Origin of the sequence: Shewanella pneumatophori (genome assembly GCF_023283895.1) — a bacterium.
Taxonomy (GTDB): domain Bacteria; phylum Pseudomonadota; class Gammaproteobacteria; order Enterobacterales; family Shewanellaceae; genus Shewanella; species Shewanella pneumatophori.
In genome coordinates this window covers 235992-257110 of sequence record NZ_JAKILB010000008.1, presented here as the reverse complement: position 1 = coordinate 257110, position 21119 = coordinate 235992, and the positions used below count along the sequence as shown (strand labels likewise).

19 protein-coding genes and 1 other RNA gene are annotated in these 21119 nt (G+C 40.6%); 11 read left to right on the top strand and 9 right to left on the bottom strand.

What is annotated here, in order from left to right; genetic code table 11:
* Positions 1–443: 443 nt before the first annotated feature.
* The 4 genes from L2740_RS14405 to L2740_RS14390 all read right to left on the bottom strand — a co-directional run bounded on the left by L2740_RS14405 (position 444) and on the right by L2740_RS14390 (position 4967).
* A complete protein-coding gene (locus tag L2740_RS14405; RefSeq protein WP_248950825.1) occupies positions 444–1091 on the bottom strand; it encodes an HAD family hydrolase in 648 nt (215 codons plus the stop codon).
* 12 nt (positions 1092–1103) lie between these two features.
* Positions 1104–1796 carry a CIA30 family protein gene (locus L2740_RS14400; RefSeq protein WP_248950824.1) on the bottom strand — a complete coding sequence of 231 codons (693 nt, stop codon included), beginning with the start codon at positions 1794–1796 and terminating at the stop codon, positions 1104–1106.
* A 482-nt stretch (positions 1797–2278) separates the two neighbouring features.
* Positions 2279–2797: a hypothetical protein gene (locus tag L2740_RS14395; protein ID WP_248950823.1), complete on the bottom strand. Its 519-nt coding sequence runs from the start codon at positions 2795–2797 to the stop codon at positions 2279–2281.
* A gap of 13 nt (positions 2798–2810) precedes the next feature.
* Positions 2811–4967, bottom strand: coding sequence for an LruC domain-containing protein (locus L2740_RS14390; RefSeq protein ID WP_248950822.1), 2157 nt, complete (start codon positions 4965–4967; stop codon positions 2811–2813).
* A 336-nt stretch (positions 4968–5303) separates the two neighbouring features.
* Here L2740_RS14390 and bshA point away from each other — a divergent pair, with 336 nt between their 5' ends.
* From bshA to L2740_RS14375, 3 genes are all read left to right on the top strand, one after another.
* Positions 5304–6632 (top strand): N-acetyl-alpha-D-glucosaminyl L-malate synthase BshA, encoded by a 1329-nt coding sequence (gene bshA, locus L2740_RS14385; RefSeq protein ID WP_248950821.1) that lies wholly within the window; start codon positions 5304–5306, stop codon positions 6630–6632.
* Entirely contained in the window at positions 6625–8844 is a 2220-nt protein-coding gene (locus tag L2740_RS14380; RefSeq protein WP_248950820.1) for a cation:dicarboxylate symporter family transporter, read from the top strand. The genes bshA and L2740_RS14380 overlap by 8 nt, the downstream gene beginning before the upstream one ends.
* Positions 8845–8924: 80 nt before the next feature.
* On the top strand, positions 8925–9740 hold the full coding sequence (locus tag L2740_RS14375) for a hypothetical protein (protein ID WP_248950819.1): 816 nt from the start codon (positions 8925–8927) through the stop codon (positions 9738–9740).
* A gap of 20 nt (positions 9741–9760) precedes the next feature.
* Here L2740_RS14375 and L2740_RS14370 read toward each other — a convergent pair whose 3' ends face one another.
* The gene (locus L2740_RS14370) at positions 9761–10765 is read right to left on the bottom strand and encodes a lipid A deacylase LpxR family protein (RefSeq protein WP_248950818.1); all 1005 of its coding nucleotides are present in this window, start codon (positions 10763–10765) and stop codon (positions 9761–9763) included.
* A 576-nt stretch (positions 10766–11341) separates the two neighbouring features.
* On the opposite strand from L2740_RS14370, the gene L2740_RS14365 reads away from it, so the two are divergent.
* The gene (locus L2740_RS14365; RefSeq protein ID WP_248950817.1) at positions 11342–12865 is read left to right on the top strand and encodes an EAL domain-containing protein; all 1524 of its coding nucleotides are present in this window, start codon (positions 11342–11344) and stop codon (positions 12863–12865) included.
* 103 nt (positions 12866–12968) lie between these two features.
* Here the strand turns inward: L2740_RS14365 and L2740_RS14360 are convergent, their stop codons facing one another.
* A complete protein-coding gene (locus L2740_RS14360; protein WP_248950816.1) occupies positions 12969–13529 on the bottom strand; it encodes a CBS domain-containing protein in 561 nt (186 codons plus the stop codon).
* A 312-nt stretch (positions 13530–13841) separates the two neighbouring features.
* Here L2740_RS14360 and nfsA point away from each other — a divergent pair, with 312 nt between their 5' ends.
* From nfsA to L2740_RS14345, 3 genes are all read left to right on the top strand, one after another.
* The gene (gene nfsA / locus L2740_RS14355) at positions 13842–14564 is read left to right on the top strand and encodes an oxygen-insensitive NADPH nitroreductase (RefSeq protein ID WP_248950815.1); all 723 of its coding nucleotides are present in this window, start codon (positions 13842–13844) and stop codon (positions 14562–14564) included.
* A 323-nt stretch (positions 14565–14887) separates the two neighbouring features.
* Positions 14888–15229, top strand: coding sequence for a zinc ribbon domain-containing protein YjdM (locus tag L2740_RS14350; protein WP_248950814.1), 342 nt, complete (start codon positions 14888–14890; stop codon positions 15227–15229).
* Positions 15230–15566: 337 nt separating this feature from the next.
* Complete coding sequence (locus tag L2740_RS14345) at positions 15567–16895, top strand: sensor domain-containing diguanylate cyclase (protein ID WP_248950813.1); 1329 nt, start codon at positions 15567–15569, stop codon at positions 16893–16895.
* A gap of 166 nt (positions 16896–17061) precedes the next feature.
* On the opposite strand, the gene ssrA is transcribed toward L2740_RS14345, so the two are convergent.
* Together ssrA and smpB are read right to left on the bottom strand one after the other, a co-directional pair.
* Positions 17062–17417, bottom strand: a transfer-messenger RNA (tmRNA) gene (gene ssrA, locus L2740_RS14340).
* Positions 17418–17527: 110 nt separating this feature from the next.
* On the bottom strand, positions 17528–18022 hold the full coding sequence (gene smpB, locus L2740_RS14335; protein ID WP_220760005.1) for an SsrA-binding protein SmpB: 495 nt from the start codon (positions 18020–18022) through the stop codon (positions 17528–17530).
* Positions 18023–18215: 193 nt separating this feature from the next.
* Here smpB and L2740_RS14330 point away from each other — a divergent pair, with 193 nt between their 5' ends.
* Positions 18216–18647 (top strand): SRPBCC family protein, encoded by a 432-nt coding sequence (locus L2740_RS14330; protein WP_248950840.1) that lies wholly within the window; start codon positions 18216–18218, stop codon positions 18645–18647.
* Positions 18644–18976, top strand: a complete 333-nt coding sequence (locus tag L2740_RS14325) for an RnfH family protein (protein ID WP_248950812.1) — start codon at positions 18644–18646, stop codon at positions 18974–18976. The genes L2740_RS14330 and L2740_RS14325 overlap by 4 nt, the downstream gene beginning before the upstream one ends.
* 127 nt (positions 18977–19103) lie before the next feature.
* Here the strand turns inward: L2740_RS14325 and L2740_RS14320 are convergent, their stop codons facing one another.
* Positions 19104–19598 carry an outer membrane protein assembly factor BamE gene (locus tag L2740_RS14320; protein WP_248950811.1) on the bottom strand — a complete coding sequence of 165 codons (495 nt, stop codon included), beginning with the start codon at positions 19596–19598 and terminating at the stop codon, positions 19104–19106.
* Positions 19599–20014: 416 nt separating this feature from the next.
* Between L2740_RS14320 and L2740_RS14315 the strand changes: the two genes are divergently transcribed.
* Complete coding sequence (locus L2740_RS14315) at positions 20015–20821, top strand: SAM-dependent methyltransferase (RefSeq protein ID WP_248950810.1); 807 nt, start codon at positions 20015–20017, stop codon at positions 20819–20821.
* Between the two features lie 85 nt (positions 20822–20906).
* Positions 20907–21119, top strand: coding sequence for a hypothetical protein (locus L2740_RS14310; protein ID WP_248950809.1), 213 nt, complete (start codon positions 20907–20909; stop codon positions 21117–21119).

Sequence of the window (21119 nt, the reverse complement as noted above, 5' to 3'; positions counted from 1 at the left end):
CCCCAGCGCAAAGCGCCTGAATATTAATTCTAGGGGAATTTAAATAGATAAGTTCCCGGTATTGTTGTGCGGTACCGGGCAAAGCGCTTTATTGGTGGTAGATTTTAAAAGGCGAATAATATGTTGTCGCTCAATTTAAAATATAGCGGCTGCTAAACGGCTTTTATGTTTAGCAAAAATCGACCGTTAAAGTGCTGAAGCTGCCCAGTTAGGGGTTAATACAATCATCAAGTTCTCCATGTTTATTTAAGGTTCGCAGCAAATAGTGCGTTTATTGTGTGAAGTAATTTAGCAATTACTTAGCCACATAACCACAATATCCGCACTGAAGCGTAAGGAATTGTGGTCATTCTCACATATATTATTGGCTATATGATTGAGTTCAGATAACTCATTTAAGCGCGTTTAGTTGAGCAGATTAATCAGAGCGATAAATGGCAAGCTTACGCCGTGGATGTTTGTTTGAGTTGCGCTTGAAAATAATCGATAAGCGCTAAATAACAGCCGCAAACGATATTGGCTGTAGCGCCATATTCGGGGGTGATATTTGGGCTATAAAGTACGCTTTTAGTGCCAGCATTATTGGCAGTTTGTAAGTCAAACAGATAATCACCAATAAATAGAATACTATTCGCTTCGACTTGCCACTGCTTACAAATTAACTCTACGCCCTCTGGGTGTGGTTTGGCCTTGGCATCAAAGCGGGTCAGTAATGGATCAATATCAACACCGATAGTGATGCCTAGATTGGCCAATGTGATGCTGGCGGCTTCTGGCATATTACGAGTTAATATTGCTTGAGGTAGTTGCAGCTGTTTAAAAAAGCTGATTAGTTGCTCAGCGCCAGCAATCCATTTGGCATTGTGCGAGCTTTCAAGCTCGTAGCGCGAAACCACGGCGTGAGTCTGTTTGGCAAGCGTAGGATCGATTATGGATTCAATATAGGCCAAAATATCGGTGGCAGGCTTTATGCCAAGCTCAGTTCTTAAGCCCTCAAAGTTGGGATTTGAGTTGGCGAGGGTGCCGTCTAAATCAAAAATTACCCCTTTAATCTGGCTAAAATCAAAATCACTATTAATGGTAATGCTCACTCGAGTTTGTCCTTAATCTGCAAAAATGAAATTGATATCTTTAAATGATAGCTCGAAGGTGCCAGCCTGCTTATCGGCAAGTAAAAATCCAAGTTGTTTTACATTTTCAAAGTTGAGTTCTGGGGCATTAACACGGCGCCCTCGATAAACTGCCGTAAAGTCATTAGGCCTAAACTCAATGTTTATCCAGCTATCTTTTTGAGTACTAAAGCTTGCAGAGTAGGCATAGGAGTCCCATTGGTTATCGGTTCGAAGCCTTAGTTGGTAGTCTCTGCCGTCACCTTTAACCTGCAATCTAATCATGTTGATATTTTTTGCTAAAGGCTCGCTGATTGAAGCGCGAGTGGAAGCAAAACCGCCATTTTGCTCTAGCGATAAGTTACCGTAAAACCTAGCGACATTGTTATTGGCACTGTTATTGTCATTGCTATCAGCACTGTTATCGGTACTGTTATAAAGAGTGACTTGGCTAGCGGAAATACCGCCCATTACAGTATCGTTGATTGTGCGCCAATCTAGTGTTGCAATTATCAAGGAGTGGGTATTGCTTTGCGACTGGTTATCGGCAAATTGTTGAGCGATAGCTTGATGGTTTAGCGGCATAATTAAAATACTCATACTGAAATTGATAATAATCGCAAAGGCAAAAGCCGATAACAACGCATGAGACAACCGCTTAACTAGGTTAGGTGAATGAGTCATCATAGCGCGTATCTTTGGATTTGTACTGATTGATACTGGTCTGTATTTATTGTACTTATTATTAACGCGGCTTTGGAAACGAGAGAGCTTTAGCCTACACATAGTTTAGCCCTTGATATCATCGCAAATTAACTAATACGTGGTAGATATAGCTTTGGATTACTGTTCAGATTTTTTCGCGACAGTAAAATGTGGCTGTAAAAGTGAGCAGACAAAAAAAGCAGCGATGAATGGAGAAGTTCACCGCTGCTAAATAGGTATCGCTATTCTCTTTGCTAACTTATATTGCTGATTTGGTTTGCCAGTCTAGCTTGTTAATATTGTTTGCAATATTCGTTCTAGTCGATTCAATTGATTTTCTACCTGCTGATTTTTTTATCAAAAGTTAACTGTATCTATAATTTTTAGGATCTAAGTTTTTGTATCGCCGCATGATTAATCATTTTTAGAGTCATGCGGCGTACATTAACCGAATTGACCTCGCATTAGTTCATTGTGAGGATCTGTGTTTCAGCATCCTGTTTATATTGCCACTCGGTATATTGCGGTGCCTGACCGTCATAAAACCAAATTACCGCAATTAACTGACTCTCATGGTTGGCAACCTTCACATCTTTAGACAATTTACCGTCGGTTAATGGCCCTCTAAATAAACACGAGTTGAAGTTAACCTTATAACCACCACCATTGGCTTGGTAGTCATCGCAAAGCGAGAAGTAACCGCGGTTACTGTTACCCTTATTGACATCGACTGTTAAGGAGTACGCCGATTGCAATTTGTTATCAGCATCAACCACTAAGTCATCTAATGATGTTGGATTAGGGGCTGGATCTGGATCCGGCGTTGTGGTCGCAGGTGGTGGTGTTGTCGCTGCTGGTGCTGAGGCTACTGGTGTTGCAGGAGCACCGTCATCGCCACCACCGCCACATGCTGTCATTAGAAAAGCGAAACATACCATCATGCTAGCTGGGCGATTAAGCAAAGTGTTATTTTGAATATTCATAGTATGCTCCAGATTAGTTATTAAAAATGAGTGAGTTGTCGGCATTTTCATACCAGGTAGGGTTAGTGTTACCTGTGCTATCGGCTGCGAAGTCAACAAACTCGGTATAGGCGTTATCTAAACGCTCTTTCTCTTTAGGGTGTTTCCAATCAACGGGGATCTCGATTGCCCAAGCCATACCGTTTTCATCTTGGAAGTACTGTGAAGCGCCTGGGTTTGAGGCGTCGTCACGAGCGCCAAAATAGTTGCTAGAGAACTTGTCTGTAGGTGCTTGGTTCTTTAAATGGATCTCTAACTGACGGCCGGGATTAGCACCAACAACGTTTTTAGCCGCTAAACCATGGTCGGTGTTAGGGGTAGCGAAAATAAACGGGTCGTATGGGAATGCTGGCACTAGGCTTTCATCAACTGGGCTATCGAATGGAATATCGAATGACCAAGTGGTTCTGAATGCCGTTTCACAGCCTGTTTCGGTACGCAGGTACTCACAGCCCTGTTCAAGGGTGACGTAGTCTGATAGATCTTGAGCAAATACAAAAACAGCATTGGTTTGTCCGGTTTCTAGCGGTGAACTCGTTTGAGCAATGTTATCAATAGACCAGCTAATTAAAGATTCTTTAATTTTTCCTCGACCCACACCCGGTAAGTGAACGGCAAAACCGTTGTGATACGCTGCGCCCATAGCGGCGAGCTGGGCTTCAAACCCGATACGTCTGACCTTGTTGTTTTTGACATACTCGATGATACGTAATTGCACCACAACGTCGTTCATATCAAAGTCACCTTGATCAGGATAAAGATCCTCATACGCCAGCGTGGTAAATGTCGATGATGAAGGGTAGTAGTTAATCGTAACGCCAGTTTCGGTTAAGGTGACAGGGTAATCCTCGACCTCACCATCGCCTACACCACCAGTTGGAGTGATATCACGTTGGGTACTTAAGCGAAAACGTGCCCACGTAGGTCCAGGTTTTGCCCAGCTTGGCACATCAATCGCAATTATATTTTGGCCATCGTCAATACGCTCACCTAGAATGATCTGCTCTTCTAGCTCAAAGGTGCCGCTTTGATCCCAATCAAACCACGCATTAAGGAAACCATCACCACCGGTAGCCTCTACTAACAAGATGGCACTTTCGCCTAGCTCAAACCCTGTTGGCATTGAGATACCATCTTCGTCATCAGCGTTATCACTAGCATCATCAGACAAGGGGGAGGCGTAACCATCGGACTCGTTATCGACGCTGCTACCAAGGTACAAGTTATTACTTATGGTGTGGCGAGCACCGTTTGACGCTAATAACGTGCCGTAGGTATCGGGTGCATCACCAAAGTCAACGGTATCACCAACCACTACTTCGGCTAATGCACAGCGTGCGCCATCGTTGCTTGATGAAGAAGGCCCGTAGGCAAATAACACTGCACTAGGTGAAGCTGAATCAACATTTACTTTGTAGATATTGCCGTTGCTGTTATTGCTGACATACAAGTTACCATCAGGGTCAAAGAACTGTGCACCGAAAATAAAGTTACCAGATGTTGAGGTAATCACTGTGCCTAAATTGGTAGCTTCCGCTGTAGCAGGATCGATGCGAAGCAGTTTACCGGTGGAACCGTTACTAATACTGTACATGTAGCCATCAGTGGGGTGGAAGGCTAAGTCGGTAATGTTATAAGTTGCATTGTCCTTACTGCCGGGTACTAAGGTCATGTTATAGCTAGCAGGGTTATCGAGTGGAATTTTAAATAAGCCCTTACCTTTGCGGTAGCCATACCAGACATTTTCGCTAATGGCGACGTCACCGACGTAAAAGTTGCCAGCAGTGGCGGCTGATGCGTCTTTGTTAACGGTAAGAGCCACAATTTGATAGTCGTCACCGGTACGGCCTAACGAGCCTGAGGCGTAATCCCAGCCGTAGAGATAGTTGTCGTGGTAGTTAAAACCTACACCGTTATAGCCATTACCAGTTCCCATATCACTCGAAAGTACAACGTAACTACCGGTTGCTAAGTTAACCCCATAGCTTTTTGGCGTGTTGGATTGTTTTTGGATCACAAAGGCTTCAGTAGGACAGGCACTAAACGGATCGGATGCACTGACATTGGCTGAAATGAGTACGCTTAAAAGAAGAGGGGAGCAGCGTAATGGAATGTTTTTGGATATTTTCATAATGCATCTCTCACTGTCACGTTATTAATATATCCAGATAAAGCATAAGCTGTGCCATATAGTCTTATCCTTTATTATCAGCGGTATAGGTGTTTTTGTGTTTGTGTTTATCGTGAGCTATTTGCATTTTGCAAATCAAATTCCAGCTCCTTAGCTAACGCCATAAAGTGTTTTGCTTGATAAAACTCAAGTAATAGAGCAATTGTTTGTGAGCGAAATTACCCCGTTTTCGCTTATTAAATGATTCACTTGGTTTAGTTCATTAATAGTGCTAAGTTTTCATAGGTTTAACATTCTTTTAACTGTTGTCGTAATAGTGAGGGGGTTATGTTGAAAATGCGCATAGGAATAGTGTGTCATCCCAGTATTGGTGGCTCTGGGTTGGTGGCGACAGAGTTAGGTTTGGGCCTTGCTAAGCTTGGCCATGAAGTTCACTTCATCTCAAGCGTACGACCATTTAAATTGATTGAAGATTCTGAGCTGCTATTTTTTCATTCCGTTGAAGCCATTAATTATCCCTTATTTTCAGACCCCCTTTATACCTTTGCTCTTACCGCTAAAATTGTTGAAGTGGTTGAGCAGTATCAACTTGATATTGTGCATGCTCATTACTCAATACCGCACTCGCTATGTGCGTATCTCGCCGGAGAAATTACCGAACATAAGTTCCCTACTATTACGACGATTCATGGCACCGATGTGACAATAGTTGGTCAAGATAAACCCCTATATCCGCTTAATCGATTTAGCATACATAAAAGCAGTAAAGTCACGACTGTTTCTGCCTATCAACGTAACTATATTTATAGTCATTTTGATAAGAGAAAAACCATTGAAGTTATCCATAACTTTATTGATTTAGATGTGTTTTCACCCAAGTTAGCCGATATTGAAATGCGCCGTAAAATGGCTAAAGACGATGAAAAAATCGTTATGCACGCGTCTAATTTCAGGGCGCTAAAAAATAGCGATACCGTGATCCGCTCATTCTACTTATTACTTAAAAAAGTTAATGCTCGTTTGGTGTTACTCGGCAGTGGGCCTGAGGTTGAACCGATTAAAAAGCTGTGTGAAAAGCTTGGCATTTTAAAACAGGTCACTTTTATGGGAGACGTTACCCATGTTGAGCATTACCTGCCGAATGCTGACTGCATTATTCAACCTAGTTATCGTGAATCATTCAGTATGGTGCTACTTGAAGCGATGGCTTGCAGTGTTCCAACTGTGAGTAGCAACATTGACGGCATACCAGAGGTGGTAGCGCAGGGCGAAACAGGCTTTATGTTTGACCCTGATGACGCACTTGGCATGAGTTTGGCGATGGAGCAGATATTAACGGAGCCATTAACTCAAAAACGTATGGGCGAGGCTGGCCGCAAACGAGCAGCAAAGCTATTTAATTCGCAAGATAAGATTTTGCAGTACCTTGCTTGTTACCGCGATGCGATCAAAGAGAGCACCGAGATCAGCAGTGACAAGATTCAAAGTAACCCACCTTTAACTGACAATGCGGCAACTTATAATGCAGTAGCGACACCAAAAGAAACTTGCCAGTTAGCGGACATTGAATCAAGAGAAATTCACCAAACAGGCAATGAGCAAACAGGCTCTGAACAAATAGCATTGAATAAAGAGACATTGAGCAAGGAGGCATTCAATGAGTAATAACACAGATACGGTCGAATCAGATGAAATAGTGGGGGCGGCTAAGCAAGATAAAGCAGCCAAACCTAAGATGAGTATGTCGACGCTGGTTTTGCTTTCTTTTGCTGCCGGAATTGCAGCAGGGCTATTTTTTGGCGAAATGCTCGCCTGGATGTCAGTGATTGGTGATGCATTTATCAAGTTGCTACAGATGACCATTATTCCTTATATTATTGTCTCGCTCATTTCCAGTTTGGGTAGTTTGAGCATGGAGCAAGCTAAGTCGCTGGGGGTAAAAGTTGGCAAGCTTATGCTAGTGATCTGGGTCTTTGGCTTACTCACAATGTTTTTAATTAAGTACACCTTTCCTGATTGGCAAGCGGGTGAGTTTTTTAGCCTTACAGCGCTAGAAGATCCTAATTCGGTTAACTTGCTTGATGTGTATATTCCTTCAAACCCATTCTTCTCTTTATCAAATAGTTATATTCCAGCCATTGTTTTATTTTGTGTCGCGACCGGTATTGCGCTGATTTCAATTGATAATAAAGAATCACTGATGAAGCCAATGCAACTATTAGGAGAGTCTTTTAATAAGGTTACCCAAAGCATTGTAAAACTGATGCCAATTGGTATTTTTGCTATGACGGCTGCTACTGCAGGTACCATGGATTTTGATGAGTTTCAAAAGCTGCAGGTATACTTTGTTGCTCATGTAGTGATGACAATATTACTGACATATTGGGTGTTGCCGGCAATTTTAGCGGCAATAACGCCATTTTCTTACCGAGATATTAGCGGTATCGCAAAGGACGCTATGATCACGGCTTTTGCGGCTGGTAATATTTTTATTGTTATTCCAATCTTGATTGAGCGTACTAAAGAGCTATTCCATAAATATAACCTTGGCAGCAAGCAAAGTGATGATTACGCCAATATCATTATTCCAGTCGTGTTTAGCTTCCCTAATTTGGGTAAATTGCTAACCATAGTATTTGTACTGTTTGCTGCGTGGTTTTCCGGCAAAGACATCGACTTTTTAACTTACTTGCCTATGTCGCTAAATGGCTTGGTCAGTTTGTTTGGCAGTGTTTATTTAACCATTCCCATGCTACTTGACTCACTTGAGCTGTCGTCTGATCTGTTTCAGCTGTATATGGTCTCAAGTTTGTTTACCAGCCGTTTTACCTCGTTATTAGCGGCGATGAATATTTTTATTCTTGCCGTTGGTGGCACCGCAATGCTGGTGGGGATTGCAAAGGTCAGTGTTAAGCGCCTACTGGTTTATAGCGCACTCACGCCAGTGGTATTTGGTGTTAGCTTGTTAGCTGCCAGTTGGTTATTAAGTTCGATTGTAAACACTGATTATGAGATGGATGAAGTTGTGGCGCAAATGAGCGCCGCAGAAAAGCTACCGACCCAAGTTACTGAATACAATTGGCAGGACTTAGCGACGGTTACCGGCCCTCGCACTGTTGAGCAAATTCGCCAGAGTGGTGTTTTAAGAGTTGGCTATAACCCAATACAAGTGCCTTTTTCATTTTTTAATGCTGAACAAGAGCTCGTTGGTTTTGACGTTGAGTTAATGAAAAAGCTCGCTTTAGAGATGGATCTTAAAATTGCCTTTGTGCCTTATACATTTGCTAATGTGTTAGAGGGTATCAATCAGGGCCAGTTTGATATTGTGATATCTGGCCTGCAGATGACTACCCAGCGTATCGAAAAGGTGGGCTTCACCACGCCGGTGCTCGATTTGCATTATGCGTTTGTGGTTAAAGATCATCGCGCCGATGAATTTAAAACTGACAAACAAATACGTGAGGCAGAAACAATCCGTATAGCATCGGTAGGTCGTTACTCAATTATTCCTCACTTAGAGGAGAAGTTTCCCAATATAGCATTTGAAACGATTGAATCTGACCGGCTATTTTTTGAAGATGATGGCGAGAACTGGGATGGCTTAATGATTAGCCTCGAAGCAGGTAAAACTTGGACAATTTTATATCCAGAATACACCACGCTTTATAACCGTGAAGAGATTAAATCATTTCCAGCCTCTTATGCGATTGCTCGCGATAACGTTTCACTGCAATCATTTCTGAATAGTTGGTTAGCGATTCAAAAGTCATCTGGCTATGTGGATAAACTCTATAACTATTGGATTTTAGGAGAAAATGCTAAACCGAAACAACCTCGTTGGTCGGTAATAAAAGACGTGTTACATTGGGTTGAATGACATTAATAATCATAGTCTTAACGGTGAGTTTACAGTGAGTTTTGCTGTAGGTTTCCGGTATAAGACAAGGAGTATTGTTGGTGAAAAAACTAAGCCTACTATTAGTTTCAATGTTTGCGAGTACGATGACCTATGCGCAAACTGAATATGACATTGGCCCTGACACCTATGAGCAAGACGATTGGAACTACTTAATTGCATTTCCTATGGTTTGGGCACCGGATATATCGGGTTCGATACAGGCTGATACCGAAAGGCTCGATATTGACGTACCGTTTAAAAATATTATCGATAACCTTAACTTTGGGGTGATTGGTGAGTTATATGCGCAGAAAGGTGATTGGCTATACAGTTTGCGCATCAATTATTTAAGAATAAAAAGTGACAGCAATACAGAGGGGCTAACTGGGCCTATCACAGGTGGCATTATCTCCCCCGGTCACAATATTGAAACTGATATGCACCTTGCGGTGAACGACTTTCTAGCTGGATATGAAGTTGCACCGGGCTTACGCTTGTTTACAGGTGTACGGCATGTATTTAGCAAAATTGATTTAAATATTAAGCCGCTTAAAGATGATGGCCTAATCAATATCAATGCTCAGGTGCCGATTGCTGATGAACACCTATTTGACTGGCTCGTAGGAGCTACCTATCGTTATTGGTTTAGCGAGTCTTGGGGAGTTTCTGTAGGCGCTGATACTAAGATCTACGGAGATAACGACAGAGATTTTGGCTTTAACGCGTCAGCTTTATATCGGTTTGGCCAATTGCATAATGTGTGGATTGGCTACCGTTATTTGCAAATTGGTAATGATTCCGAAGTTGACGGCGTGAAATATGAAATGGACTTTATTGAAAAAGGCCCGCAAATAGGCTGGGCCTTTAGCTTTTAATGCTTACCACGAGTGTTGAGCTATAGCATCATGCTGTAGTTCAGCACGCCGTAGCCATGCCAGCTGTCGGGATCTGACTGATACTCTTTTGTGTATAGATTAAAGCTCCAACTGACGGACCAAGTGGGAAATGCCCAAATTACCCCTGTGCTTGCTTGGGCTTGAAGGTGGTTAATGGCAACATAAGATTGGTAGGGCAAATCGCCATCAATTGTGAGGTCATTAAAACGATAACCTGCTTGAGCTCTAGCATATACTAACCAACTACCATGTTTACCAGCGTTGGCACTGTATTGGCCAAAATGGCCAGGCTGATTACTTAGCTGACCAAATGATGAGGCTAAGTTATCCCCCCAACGTAGTGTCATGCCTAAGTTCGTTTCTGAGCGGAAATTACCGATAGTGCTATAACTATGTCCGCTGATCTCCCACTGACGATTCGAATCGCTTTGCCAGCGTTTGAGTAATGTATCTATTTCATAGGCAAACTGGGCGGTAAATTGATTTTCGACTTGATACTGCCAACCGTTAGGTGATGTTGACGGAGTAATTTTATGCACCAGTTCTTGCATGGCTTGTGCGCCTGATGCCGGACCGATAACGCCGATACTTAACCAGTTTTTTTGCGCTAAGCTATCGCTAAAGTGGCCTGTAAAACTTTCTAACTCCAGTAGTCCTGCATATGGTCTGTCATAAGGTTGCGGCAGATCGGCTTCGATTGCGATGGGCGTCCACATTCTTTGATAAACCTTTGCACCCCATTGGTTTGTTTGTTCACCTGTTGCAATAGGCAAGGTCAGCATTCGTTGCCAATTGAATAGCCATATCGCGTCGCTAAAATCCGCTTGGGGCAATGGCTGCCAGCCAAGCGCAAAACCATTGGAGTAATCACCGTCTTGGCCAATGACCACATCATTATCGAAGCTTAAGTACCATTGAGAAGCGAAAGACGGGGTAGGGCAACATAACAAAGCAGCAAAAACGCTGATTGGCTTGAGGGCGCTACGCGAAGATAGGAAGGTCAATGTGTGACTCCTCTGCAGTTAGGTGTATCTATGATTTCAGGCAAAATATGCATAGATCTAACCCTTTCAGGATAGCGGGAAACTCTTTGTTTACGCAAACATAAATAGCGGTGTTTTGTGAGTTTTATTGGCTATATAACGCTCAATCGAGTCATTTAATTTGAGCATTGCTAATTTTCAGCGTGTTGGCTTTTTGTGTTTATTTATCATTCAAAGTGTTGCTTACTGTTTTAGCTGTTCGCACTAAGCGTTTTTTTTTCAAATTATCGTGTTGCTGCTCCATTTTTATACAAATTTATGTTGACCCAAATTTTAAACAGGCGTAAATTCGCGCTCCCTTGAATTGGTTGATTTTTGACTCACATTATTTGAATCAAATTAGCACTGAAATTCATTGGTTTAACATGTGCTTATATTGATCTCATTTACTGGCAAAAGGGCGCCTCATAGGATTGAAACTAAGCGACGTGTAGAAAATATAAAGATACTTCTTTATAGGTATCTTTATTAGCTAGTTTCAAGCGCTTATTTAAGTGGCACTTGGTACACATTAAACTATTTATTTGGCACTGCTTAATGCTCAAGTTTGACCATATTGCTAGAAAGAAAGATCTTCCATGGCTGATTATTGCCACGGTGTTGTTTTGTGCCGTTGCCTCATACTATTTAGTGCACTATACGGTATTCAAGACCTTTTCTATGAAGGTGGTTAAGTTCGATAATCTATATGTCGAGGGCTTAACTAAAGCCAATCACAACTTAAAGACGATCCAAAACGAGTTACAAGGACTACAAGTTAAGGTCTGTTCTGCTGAAGTTCTTCAGGTGTTTACCGACCATATTCTGACATCTAATGAGCAAGATTTGGTTTGGGTTAAATATCCTAGCGAATCAGTTATATGTTCGGCGATAGGGACGACTCAAATCTATGGGCCCAAATATATTAGGGTCGGTGAGTCTTCAGAGCGTGGTCTGTACATTTATCAGCAAACTAACAATAACAACAGCAATGCTCTGTGGCCAATATACGCTGCTCGTCTATCTGATAACTTTGAATTATTTGTTCGCGTTGATGCGGTGCAAAACATGGCTGATATTTTGCCTTATGCGACACTGTCTAATGGCTTAAGTGTTCATTTGAATAATGGTAGTGAATTGCTGCGACTTGATGACGGAGAACCAGATGCCGAGACAATGAGTTTTTACTCGGCAACGACTGATCTACGCTATTGCTTTTCGATAGATGCAACAGCTAAAAATTGGCTTTGGTTAAATTACTTTTTAATCTCCATGCTGGCTTCTGGGTTAACGCTATTTTTTGGCTATTTAATGAGTGGTCTTGCCAAACAATTGTATTTAAATAGAAACTTTAGAATGGCTTTGAAAAGAAATGAATTCTTTTTAGCGTATCAACCCATAATTGATACCAATGAAGATAAAGTTTTTGGTGTAGAAGTATTGCTTAGATGGCGTAATACAGATGGTAGCATACGAAATACCGGAGATTTTATTGGTGACTTAGAATTATCACCCGTAATGCAAGAAATAACCCGATGGGTGATGCTTACTGCACTTAATGAGTTAACTGGTTTATTAAAGCAGCAAACTATTGCTTGGTGCAGTATCAACATCAGTGCTAAAGAGATTGAGCAAGGACAAATGCACCTATTTTTGCTCGAACTGGCAGAACAAGGCTATCCGGTTGACTATTTAAGTTTTGAATTAACTGAGCGTATTCCGATCTCTGATTGGAACAAACTCAAGCAGTTTATTGATGTTTGCCAACAGCTTGGTTGTAAAATTGAGTTGGACGATGTCGGTACTGGTTATGGTGGTAACCTATGGCTACAGAATTTGGATTTCGACTACCTTAAGATTGATCAGCAGTTTGTTAGTCGACTTGGTGAACCCGGCAATAGACTGTCGTTGGTGTTATCTTATATGGCCATTGCCGAAGAGCTTAATATTAGTGTAATTGCCGAGGGGGTTGAAACACCGGAGCAAGCTGAGATCTTAAATTCACTAGGTGTATATTTGCATCAAGGTTGGTTATATTCAAAAGCGCTGCCAGTGGCTGGATTACAACAGTATTTACAGTAACGGCTCTAACGAGATTGCAGTAGCTGGAAAGATAAAGCCTCAAGGTTATTTGAATCTTGAGGCTTTTTTATTTTTGTAAGCTAGGTTTTACTTAAACGAGCTATTAACGGGTAGCCTTAAAAATTTGTGAAAACGATGGTGGCTGATGAATATCAATCGGTACGTTAAGTTTGCGTGCTACATCGTTGGCGGCAATTAAGCCTCGAATATGATGCAGGTCATGATCAATCACTAACATATGATGCAAGCCATTTTCTTGTAAGGCGCGAACCACATCACTCACGTTGGCGGTGGCAACTTGGTGGTAATCAAGCGCCATTAAGCCGTCTCTAGGCACCATTAACTCTGTAACCTGTAAATCATTAATGTTGCATGCATTCTTAGCTGCAAGCTTCATCATTTTACTATGGGACAGTTCGTACTGAGTAATAATGCCCAAAAAGCGATTTGTTTTATCAACCACTAAACGCATAAAGGCGTGAGTTTTGACCATAATGTCTGCGGTGTCGACGGCACTGGCTGAGGAGTCAATAACCATAGGCTGGTTATGATCAAAGTCGGTAAAAATCGAAAGAGCTGGCGAGTCGAGGTTAGCTGAATATTCTTTTTGCGACCACATTAAGTGATCAATTGAAGCTGTGCTAAATAATTCTAGATTTCTCATCAGTTTACTCCATGAATAGTTATGGCTGACGGAGATGGCAAATGTGATCTCTGTTCCATATGTTTATTAACCTATTCCTGTAGTAGCAAGTGGTCAATAAACATGAATCACATTTAATTTTAGTTAATTATTTGCTGTACTTGTTGCTTATTTGATCTGCTTGGAGCTAATTCCTAGAATTTTTAATATGTTAGATTAGCTTTTATTTTAGAGAGTTTTAATAGCGATTGAATGGCTGAGCTTACAGATCAACTTGCTACAGGAGTAACAGAAAAGTAGGCTGTGATTTTAATTTAATAATGAGCACAGTCGATGAACCATACGATAGAAACTATTTTGCAGCACCGTTCTATTAGGCAATTTAAAGTAGAGCCTATTGAAGCAGAAAAGTTACAGTTAATTTTAGCCTGTGCCAATGCGGCTTCTACCTCAAGTTTTATTCAATGTAGCAGTATTATCCGAGTCACTAATAAGAGTAATCGTGCACTCTTAGCCGAATTGGCTGGTGGACAAAGTTATGTAGAATCAGCTGCTGAATTTTTGGTGTTTTGTGCCGATTTTAATCGCCATCAGCAAATACACCCACAAGCTCAGTTAGGTTTTGCCGAGCAGACCTTAATAGGCGCAGTTGATACGGCATTGATGGGGCAAAATGCCATGTTAGCGGCAGAGTCTATGGGGCTGGGCGGCGTGTATATTGGAGGTATTCGTAATAATCCGCAGCAAGTGACCGAGTTATTAGAACTACCTAAACATGTATTACCATTATTTGGTATGTGTCTAGGATATCCTGCAAAAGTGCCTGAGCAGAAACCACGTTTACCCTTAGATATAGTGGTTCACCAAGATAGTTATCAGAGTATAGATAAATCGGTATTAGCTAAGTATGACAATGAAATTAGTCGCTACTATGCAAGTCGTAATCGTAATAATAAATCCACTTCTTGGTCTGAACAGATCACTTCAACCTTAAGTAAAGAATCGCGACCATTTATGCTGGAGTATATTCAGGCTCAGGGCTTTAGTCTTAAATGAGGTTCTATTTCGCTTGTTGTAACGTGATTAGCAAAAGTCATTGTAGGGACATAGTGTAAAAATCGCTGAGCTAAATACAGAACTAGCTAAATGATAATTACTACGGTGAGATATCTTAGGTTGCTGCAACCTTTTTGTTAGCTAAGTCAAATAGCGTAAATAGTAAAACGTTCCTTGCTCACAAGACGACTTTTTGAACCTAGCTGATAATCAAAATTTTTATTATAATGTGACTTTGAAGCAGGAGTCATTTTTAATACTCATATAAGTTATGTGCAGTATTGCAAATGATTCAACATATTATTTATTAAAGAGAAAATGCCATGAGCGCTATCCCACCATGCCCAAAGTGTGAGTCTATCTACGTATACGAAGACGGTACAAACCTAGTTTGTCCTGAGTGTGCTCACGAATGGAATCCAAACGAAGTTATCGTAGATCCAGATGCGATTATTCTAAAAGATGCAGTGGGTAACTTGTTAGCTGAAGAAGACAAAGTCACGCTAATTAAAGACCTTAAAGTTAAAGGTACCTCGCTAGTACTTAAAGTAGGTACGAAAGCGGTTATTAAGCGTTTTGTTGATGCTGACCACGATATCGACTGTAAAGTTGATGGCCATGGCCAAATGATGCTTAAGTCTAAGTTTGTTAGAAAACAAAGCTAATCTACTGGCTTTGAAATATAAGCTGATATAAAGAAACCTGCCGAGTGCAGGTTTTTTTGTATCTGTAAATTCTTAAAGTACTTGTTGGTGTATTAGTAAGAATTACTATCAACGTTTGGTTGCCTACCATTGTTTTAATAGCTTTATAAAAATATATTTTTTAGTGGGTGTTGAAGAAGGAATGCACTGTTAGTTAGTTGATACATAAAGAAACACTTTGTTTGTCGACAAACATCAATCTGTACGTATAATGACCGCCTTCTTGAGTGTTGGCTAAGTTTTAATGACACTTTTTAGTAGACAAAGTCTACAATTTTACTCTGAATAAAGTTAATCGATGCTAAAAAAGGTGTTTGTATTCTTACTTTTCATTGCGCTTATCTTGATTACTGAGATTATAGTTTTCTCTGTAGACAAGATTAGAAATGATAATCGCTTATCTCTTGTCGTTGCTGATTTAAATAAAGCAATGGAACTAATCTTTAATGGTGCACTAATTTCATCAGAAGTATTGAAAGAGTATGTCAAAGTATCAGGTGATAATAATATAACACGAGAGAAGTTTGAGCAGATTTCGCAAGAGCTGCTAAAAAGTCATAGTCAAGTTGATTCAATACTTTTACTTCCAAATGGCGTGGTTTCTTATGTTTACCCTCATACGGGTAACGAAAATGCTATTGGGTATAATGTGTTATCTGACGAAAATAGAAAGCGCGGTAGCATGGAAGCAATTTCAAAGGATGACGTGATAATTATTGGTCCACTAAAGTTGGTTGAAAATAATAAGCCAGCTTTTCTTGTTAGAAGAACGATTAGAAATAGCAATGGTTTTTGGGGGGTGTCAACGTCGGTTGTTTATTTAGAAACAATTCTTAGTACTATTGAGAGTGTAGTAAGCAAGCACGGGATCGAAGATTATTACATAGCAGGATATAACCCTGACACACAAGAGGATTATGAAAAGATAATCATTTCAAAGGGAGATGTTGAAAAAATAGAACTTCTCTCGGTTGTGAACATTTTTAATACAAAGTGGCAGTTTTCTATATCCAAAATTAATACGGAATCGTATGTTAAGATATTTTTATTTCTTTCATTGCTAGGTTTTTTATTATTATTTTTATTGCCTTCTATTAGGTACTGTAAAAAATATGAAGGGAGTGAGAGAGAGAAGCGTATATTAGAAAATGATGCCTATACTGATTACTTGACAGGATTGTCTAACCGACGAGGGTTTGAACACAGAATTAGTCATCTTGATACTTCAGTTACAAATGGATCTGTTGCTATTTTTGATATTGATTTCTTTAAGAAAATTAACGATACCCATGGTCATGACGTTGGTGATAGTGTTTTGGTTGGTTTTGCTAATCTTTGTAAAATGCACATATCGGATAGCTTTGTCTTATCAAGAAGTGGAGGGGAAGAGTTTATATTGTTAATGCCTCTAACTAAAATTGAAGATGCCAAAGTTCAATGTGAACGATTGAAGATTATTATTTCGAAAGAAAAATTTACACTTGATACTGCAGTTATAGGAATAACTATGAGTGTTGGTCTTGCTTTCTTTACACATACTAAAGATATTAAAGTCGCGCTTACTTTAGCGGATAAAGCATTATATCGAGCTAAACAAGAAGGCAGAGATCGCGTTTGCATTGGTTAAGTTCATATGGAAATATCTGAATGACTAATAAGTCATGATACCAAATAACTTAACTACATGATTTTAGTGTGTTAAATAAATTTTAGAAAGTTATAGATACAAAAAAGCCGCTAAATCCGTCTGGTAGGGATTTAGCGGCCTTTGAAGGTTATTGCTAACCTAGTGTTGGTGGAGGCGGCGGGGCTCGAACCCGCGTCCAAAAAGCCTACATCCAAGGCGCTACATGCTTAGTCTTTCTTTTGGTTAACCAAGTACACTCCGAAAGACAGGATTGTAATTGGCGAGTCCAGTACTGTTTCGCGGTTCACCCCTGAACGTGGTTCCCTCGCTATCAAATGTAAAGGTGACCATCTTAATACTCTGCCCATTTGAGAAACGTGAGCAAGATGGCTAGCTAGCCTAAGCTGCTAGAGCGTAGTTATCGTCGTTTGCAACTATAACTGTGCGGCTTTTTACGAGGCCAACCGCCCCTCGGCATGCTCCCAGGGTTTCGAGAATCTTGTCGAATCCAGAATCGCCCCCAAGTACAATTTGATTGTAACGCGTGATATCGCCATTTAACAAGGATAAAAAGCGCATTACTAATCGATTGTTCGTTATACGACCGTTATCGGTCGTATTCTTGTATCGATTTACTGTTGAACAGCCTTTTTCATCGTACGAGACTTTTCAATTTGCCATTCACGGTCTTTGGTATCTTCACGTTTATCGTGATCTTTCTTACCTTTACCCAAGCCGATCTCTATTTTTACCCAAGCGCCTTTTTGCCAATACATTGAAATAGGTACGATTGAGTAGCCTTTACGTTCAACTAAGCCTTCTAGCTTATCAAGCTCTTTACGTTTAAGTAGTAATTTACGTGAGCGCAAAGGATCACATACTACGTGTGAAGAAGCTGTGTTAAGCGGCGCGATTGTGCAGCCAAAAAGATAAGCTTCGCCTTCTCTTAGGAATACGTAGCTTTCAGACAAGTTTACCTTGCCCATACGAATAGACTTAACTTCCCATCCCATTAGGGATAGGCCCGCTTCTAGCTTCTCTTCGAACTTATAGTCAAAGGTCGCGCGTTTGTTACGTGCGATGGAAGCTGAACTGTTCTTTGAATTTTTTGCATTTTTCTTAGCCATAGGGAAGTCATTATACTCAGGCAAAACAAATATGGAATTGGCGACATCAATTTATTCGATGATTTCTATTGTAACGTAGCGAGTTTGTTTGCTTTTTAATCGCTTAAAGCCGCTGTACTGTATCATAGATGCGTTTTTTTGTGTTCATGCTAAAATCGACAATCAAAATATTATTATTGAGTACCGACCGTCAATGCCGCAAATTTCTCGTAGTGTCTTAGTTCGCTTTAGTGCGATGCAGATGTATGAACTTGTAAACGATGTAGAATCTTATAAAGAGTTCTTGCCAGGTTGCGTGGGCGGTAAAGTGATTGAGTTTGACGGCCAAACCATGGTGGCTTCAGTTGATGTCGCCAAAGCGGGGATCAGTAAAACATTTACCACTCGTAACCAAGTTGTGCCGGGTAAGAGTATTCAGTTGCAGCTAGAAAATGGCCCTTTTAAAGAGTTATTTGGTGAGTGGAAATTTACTGAACTTACTGACGATGCTTGTAAGGTTGAGTTTGAACTGAGCTTTGAATTTTCAAGCTCTATTGCGGATCTTGCGTTTGGTAAAGTGTTTAAAGAATTGATGGCGTCGATGGTGACTGCGTTTACTAATCGAGCAAAGGTGATTTACAAATGAGTACTGAACAAAGTGGTTTTTTAGTTGAAGTCATTTATGCCTTACCTAAACAGCAAAAGCTTATTAAGGTACATGTACCACCAGAAACAACCTGTATTGAAGCTGTAAAACTAAGTGATATGCAGCAATACTTTCCTGAAATTGACCTAGAAACAGTAAAGTTGGGCATTTTTAGTCGTTTGGTTAAGCATGATGAAGTGCTTTTGCCTGGTCAGCGAGTTGAAATTTATCGACCATTAATTGCGGATCCAAAAGATGTGCGTCGTAAGCGTGCTGAAAAAGCAAAAGAAGATGGCCGCATTAATAAGATAACTGGCGGTAAGCTATAACATATTTGAAATGGATGACAATTCATAAGTAGTGGCTATAAACATAGCTGAGCTGCTATTTAATCTATAAAAAAGGCGAGTAACCTAAGCGGTTCTCGCCATTTTTTTACACTAAAATAAGTGTCAATTATTCAAACTTTTCAGAGAGTGTTTCTGGTTGAGTTTCTTGCTCTTCAACTAACGGCTCTGCTTCTGGACGTTGCTCAGGAATGAGTGGGTCATCTTCTGGCATATTCACTTCTGGCAAACGGCTTTGTTCTAGCGGCGTATTAAAATCAGCACTCAGCTCGTAATCACCGGTTACTTCTGTCAGCTTGTCGCCATCGAAGTTTAAGATCAGCTCTTTATGAATGATGCTGGCGTCACGTCCACTCTTGTAGTGATAAACATAATACCAAGTATCGTCAGAAAAACTGTCACGTAGTACTGGACGACCTAAAACGTATTCAACCTGCTCTTTGGTCATATCGATACGGAGCTTTTCGACTTGTTGTTTTTCCATATAGTTACCCTGAGGGATATCAGGTTTATAGATCAAATAGTCAAAAACACCACAACCAGTGATTGATAACGAGAGCGCAGCAGCGCCCAAAAGGGTAAGACTTTTCTTTTTAATTGTCATTGAATGCGCTACTTCATAAAAATCTGTCGGTCATAATACCCAAGCAGTCACCCTTATGACAAGGGTAATTGCGTTAAGGTGTGCTTGGGCCATGATTCTATACATTAATTACAAGATTTAACATTAATCTCTGCTTGTAAATCTATTGAGTCTAAAAATCACATTTAGTTCAGTTATTAAAGTTAAATGCTTTGTAAGTAAGCCTTGATGAACATCTTTATGCTTCAACAGGTTAGTTTTAACGTATTTCTTTGCTATTGAAAATGGCTAATAGAGCCATGAATTTCAAATGTATCTTATTGTTTGTATTTTAGTTGTTTAAATGTTGTGTTAACTTGGCATTACTTTGTGCAGTTTGTTCAATAGTGCCAAGCGTTAAGGTCATGACAAGAAATGAGAATATAGGTAGTTAAGCAATGAATGCGGATAGTAAAGGGACTTTAGTGTGCGTAGGTACAGGTCTAAATTTGGCTGGACAAATTAGTGTATTAAGCAAAAGTTATATCGAACATGCTGACGTGGTATTTTCTTTGGTACCAGATGGATTTGCTCAGCATTGGTTGGAATCACTTAATCAAGATGTACGTAGCCTTCAGCCTTATTACGCCCAAAAGGGCGAAGTAAAAAATCGCCGCGATACCTATGATCAAATGGTGGAAGCTATTTTGGAGCAAGTGCGCCTAGGCAAGCAAGTTGTCTGTGCTCTATATGGCCATCCCGGCGTGTTTGCATGTGTTTCGCATTTTGCTATTGCGCAAGCGAAAGAAGAAGGCTATGCCGCGCAGATGGAGCCGGGTATTTCTGCTGAAGCTTGTTTATGGGCCGATGTTGGTATTGATCCCGGTGCTTCTGGGCATCAGAGTTTCGAAGCTAGCCAGTTTATGTTTTATAAACATACGCCAGATCCAACAACACATCTCTTGTTGTGGCAAATAGGTATCGCCGGTGAGCACACCTTAACCGAATTTCATACTTCATCAGACAGGTTGCAGGTGTTAGTAGAGCAACTTAATGAGTGGTATCCGCTTGAACATGAAATTGTGCTCTATGAAGCGCCAAATTTACCTACTCAAACTCCAAGAATTGAAAAGATTGCGTTGAAGCAATTGCCGTTTGCGCAGCTTTCATCTATCACCACCTTGCTCATTCCGCCGTCACGGGAGCTTGAGTTTAATCATGAGGTATTGGCTAAACTTGGGATCACCGCTGAAGAGCTAGGTTAGAAGGGCTGCTAATTATTCAACATAAATTACCGCTGCCATGCGGCTAAATAAAACCAATAGTGTTCATTTAATTAAGGGAATAAAAATGTCAAAGTTTAATAGTTTTTTTGAGAAGTTAGGTTCTGATGCCAAGTTGCTAGAGGAATATAAGCAGGACCCACAAGGTGTGATGCAGGCTAATGGCCTAAATGACGATGAGATCGAGGCGGTGATGTCTGGCGATGATAACAAGCTTAAATCATTGTCCGGTGATAAGAGTGTGAAAAGTTATATGGTTGTATATGTGAATAAGAAGTAA

What these genes read in the sequence shown, in the direction of transcription:
- smpB (WP_220760005.1), bottom strand. Translation starts at nt 18,022, where the DNA reads ATGGCTAAGAAAAATGCAAAAAATTCAAAGAACAGTTCAGCTTCCATC.
- L2740_RS14390 (WP_248950822.1), bottom strand. Translation starts at nt 4,967, where the DNA reads ATGAAAATATCCAAAAACATTCCATTACGCTGCTCCCCTCTTCTTTTA.
- L2740_RS14320 (WP_248950811.1), bottom strand. Translation starts at nt 19,598, where the DNA reads ATGACAATTAAAAAGAAAAGTCTTACCCTTTTGGGCGCTGCTGCGCTC.
- L2740_RS14395 (WP_248950823.1), bottom strand. Translation starts at nt 2,797, where the DNA reads ATGAATATTCAAAATAACACTTTGCTTAATCGCCCAGCTAGCATGATG.
- L2740_RS14330 (WP_248950840.1), top strand. Translation starts at nt 18,216, where the DNA reads ATGCCGCAAATTTCTCGTAGTGTCTTAGTTCGCTTTAGTGCGATGCAG.
- L2740_RS14310 (WP_248950809.1), top strand. Translation starts at nt 20,907, where the DNA reads ATGTCAAAGTTTAATAGTTTTTTTGAGAAGTTAGGTTCTGATGCCAAG.
- L2740_RS14315 (WP_248950810.1), top strand. Translation starts at nt 20,015, where the DNA reads ATGAATGCGGATAGTAAAGGGACTTTAGTGTGCGTAGGTACAGGTCTA.
- bshA (WP_248950821.1), top strand. Translation starts at nt 5,304, where the DNA reads ATGCGCATAGGAATAGTGTGTCATCCCAGTATTGGTGGCTCTGGGTTG.
- L2740_RS14345 (WP_248950813.1), top strand. Translation starts at nt 15,567, where the DNA reads ATGCTAAAAAAGGTGTTTGTATTCTTACTTTTCATTGCGCTTATCTTG.
- L2740_RS14360 (WP_248950816.1), bottom strand. Translation starts at nt 13,529, where the DNA reads ATGAGAAATCTAGAATTATTTAGCACAGCTTCAATTGATCACTTAATG.
- L2740_RS14350 (WP_248950814.1), top strand. Translation starts at nt 14,888, where the DNA reads ATGAGCGCTATCCCACCATGCCCAAAGTGTGAGTCTATCTACGTATAC.
- L2740_RS14400 (WP_248950824.1), bottom strand. Translation starts at nt 1,796, where the DNA reads ATGATGACTCATTCACCTAACCTAGTTAAGCGGTTGTCTCATGCGTTG.
- nfsA (WP_248950815.1), top strand. Translation starts at nt 13,842, where the DNA reads ATGAACCATACGATAGAAACTATTTTGCAGCACCGTTCTATTAGGCAA.
- L2740_RS14380 (WP_248950820.1), top strand. Translation starts at nt 6,625, where the DNA reads ATGAGTAATAACACAGATACGGTCGAATCAGATGAAATAGTGGGGGCG.
- L2740_RS14365 (WP_248950817.1), top strand. Translation starts at nt 11,342, where the DNA reads ATGCTCAAGTTTGACCATATTGCTAGAAAGAAAGATCTTCCATGGCTG.
- L2740_RS14325 (WP_248950812.1), top strand. Translation starts at nt 18,644, where the DNA reads ATGAGTACTGAACAAAGTGGTTTTTTAGTTGAAGTCATTTATGCCTTA.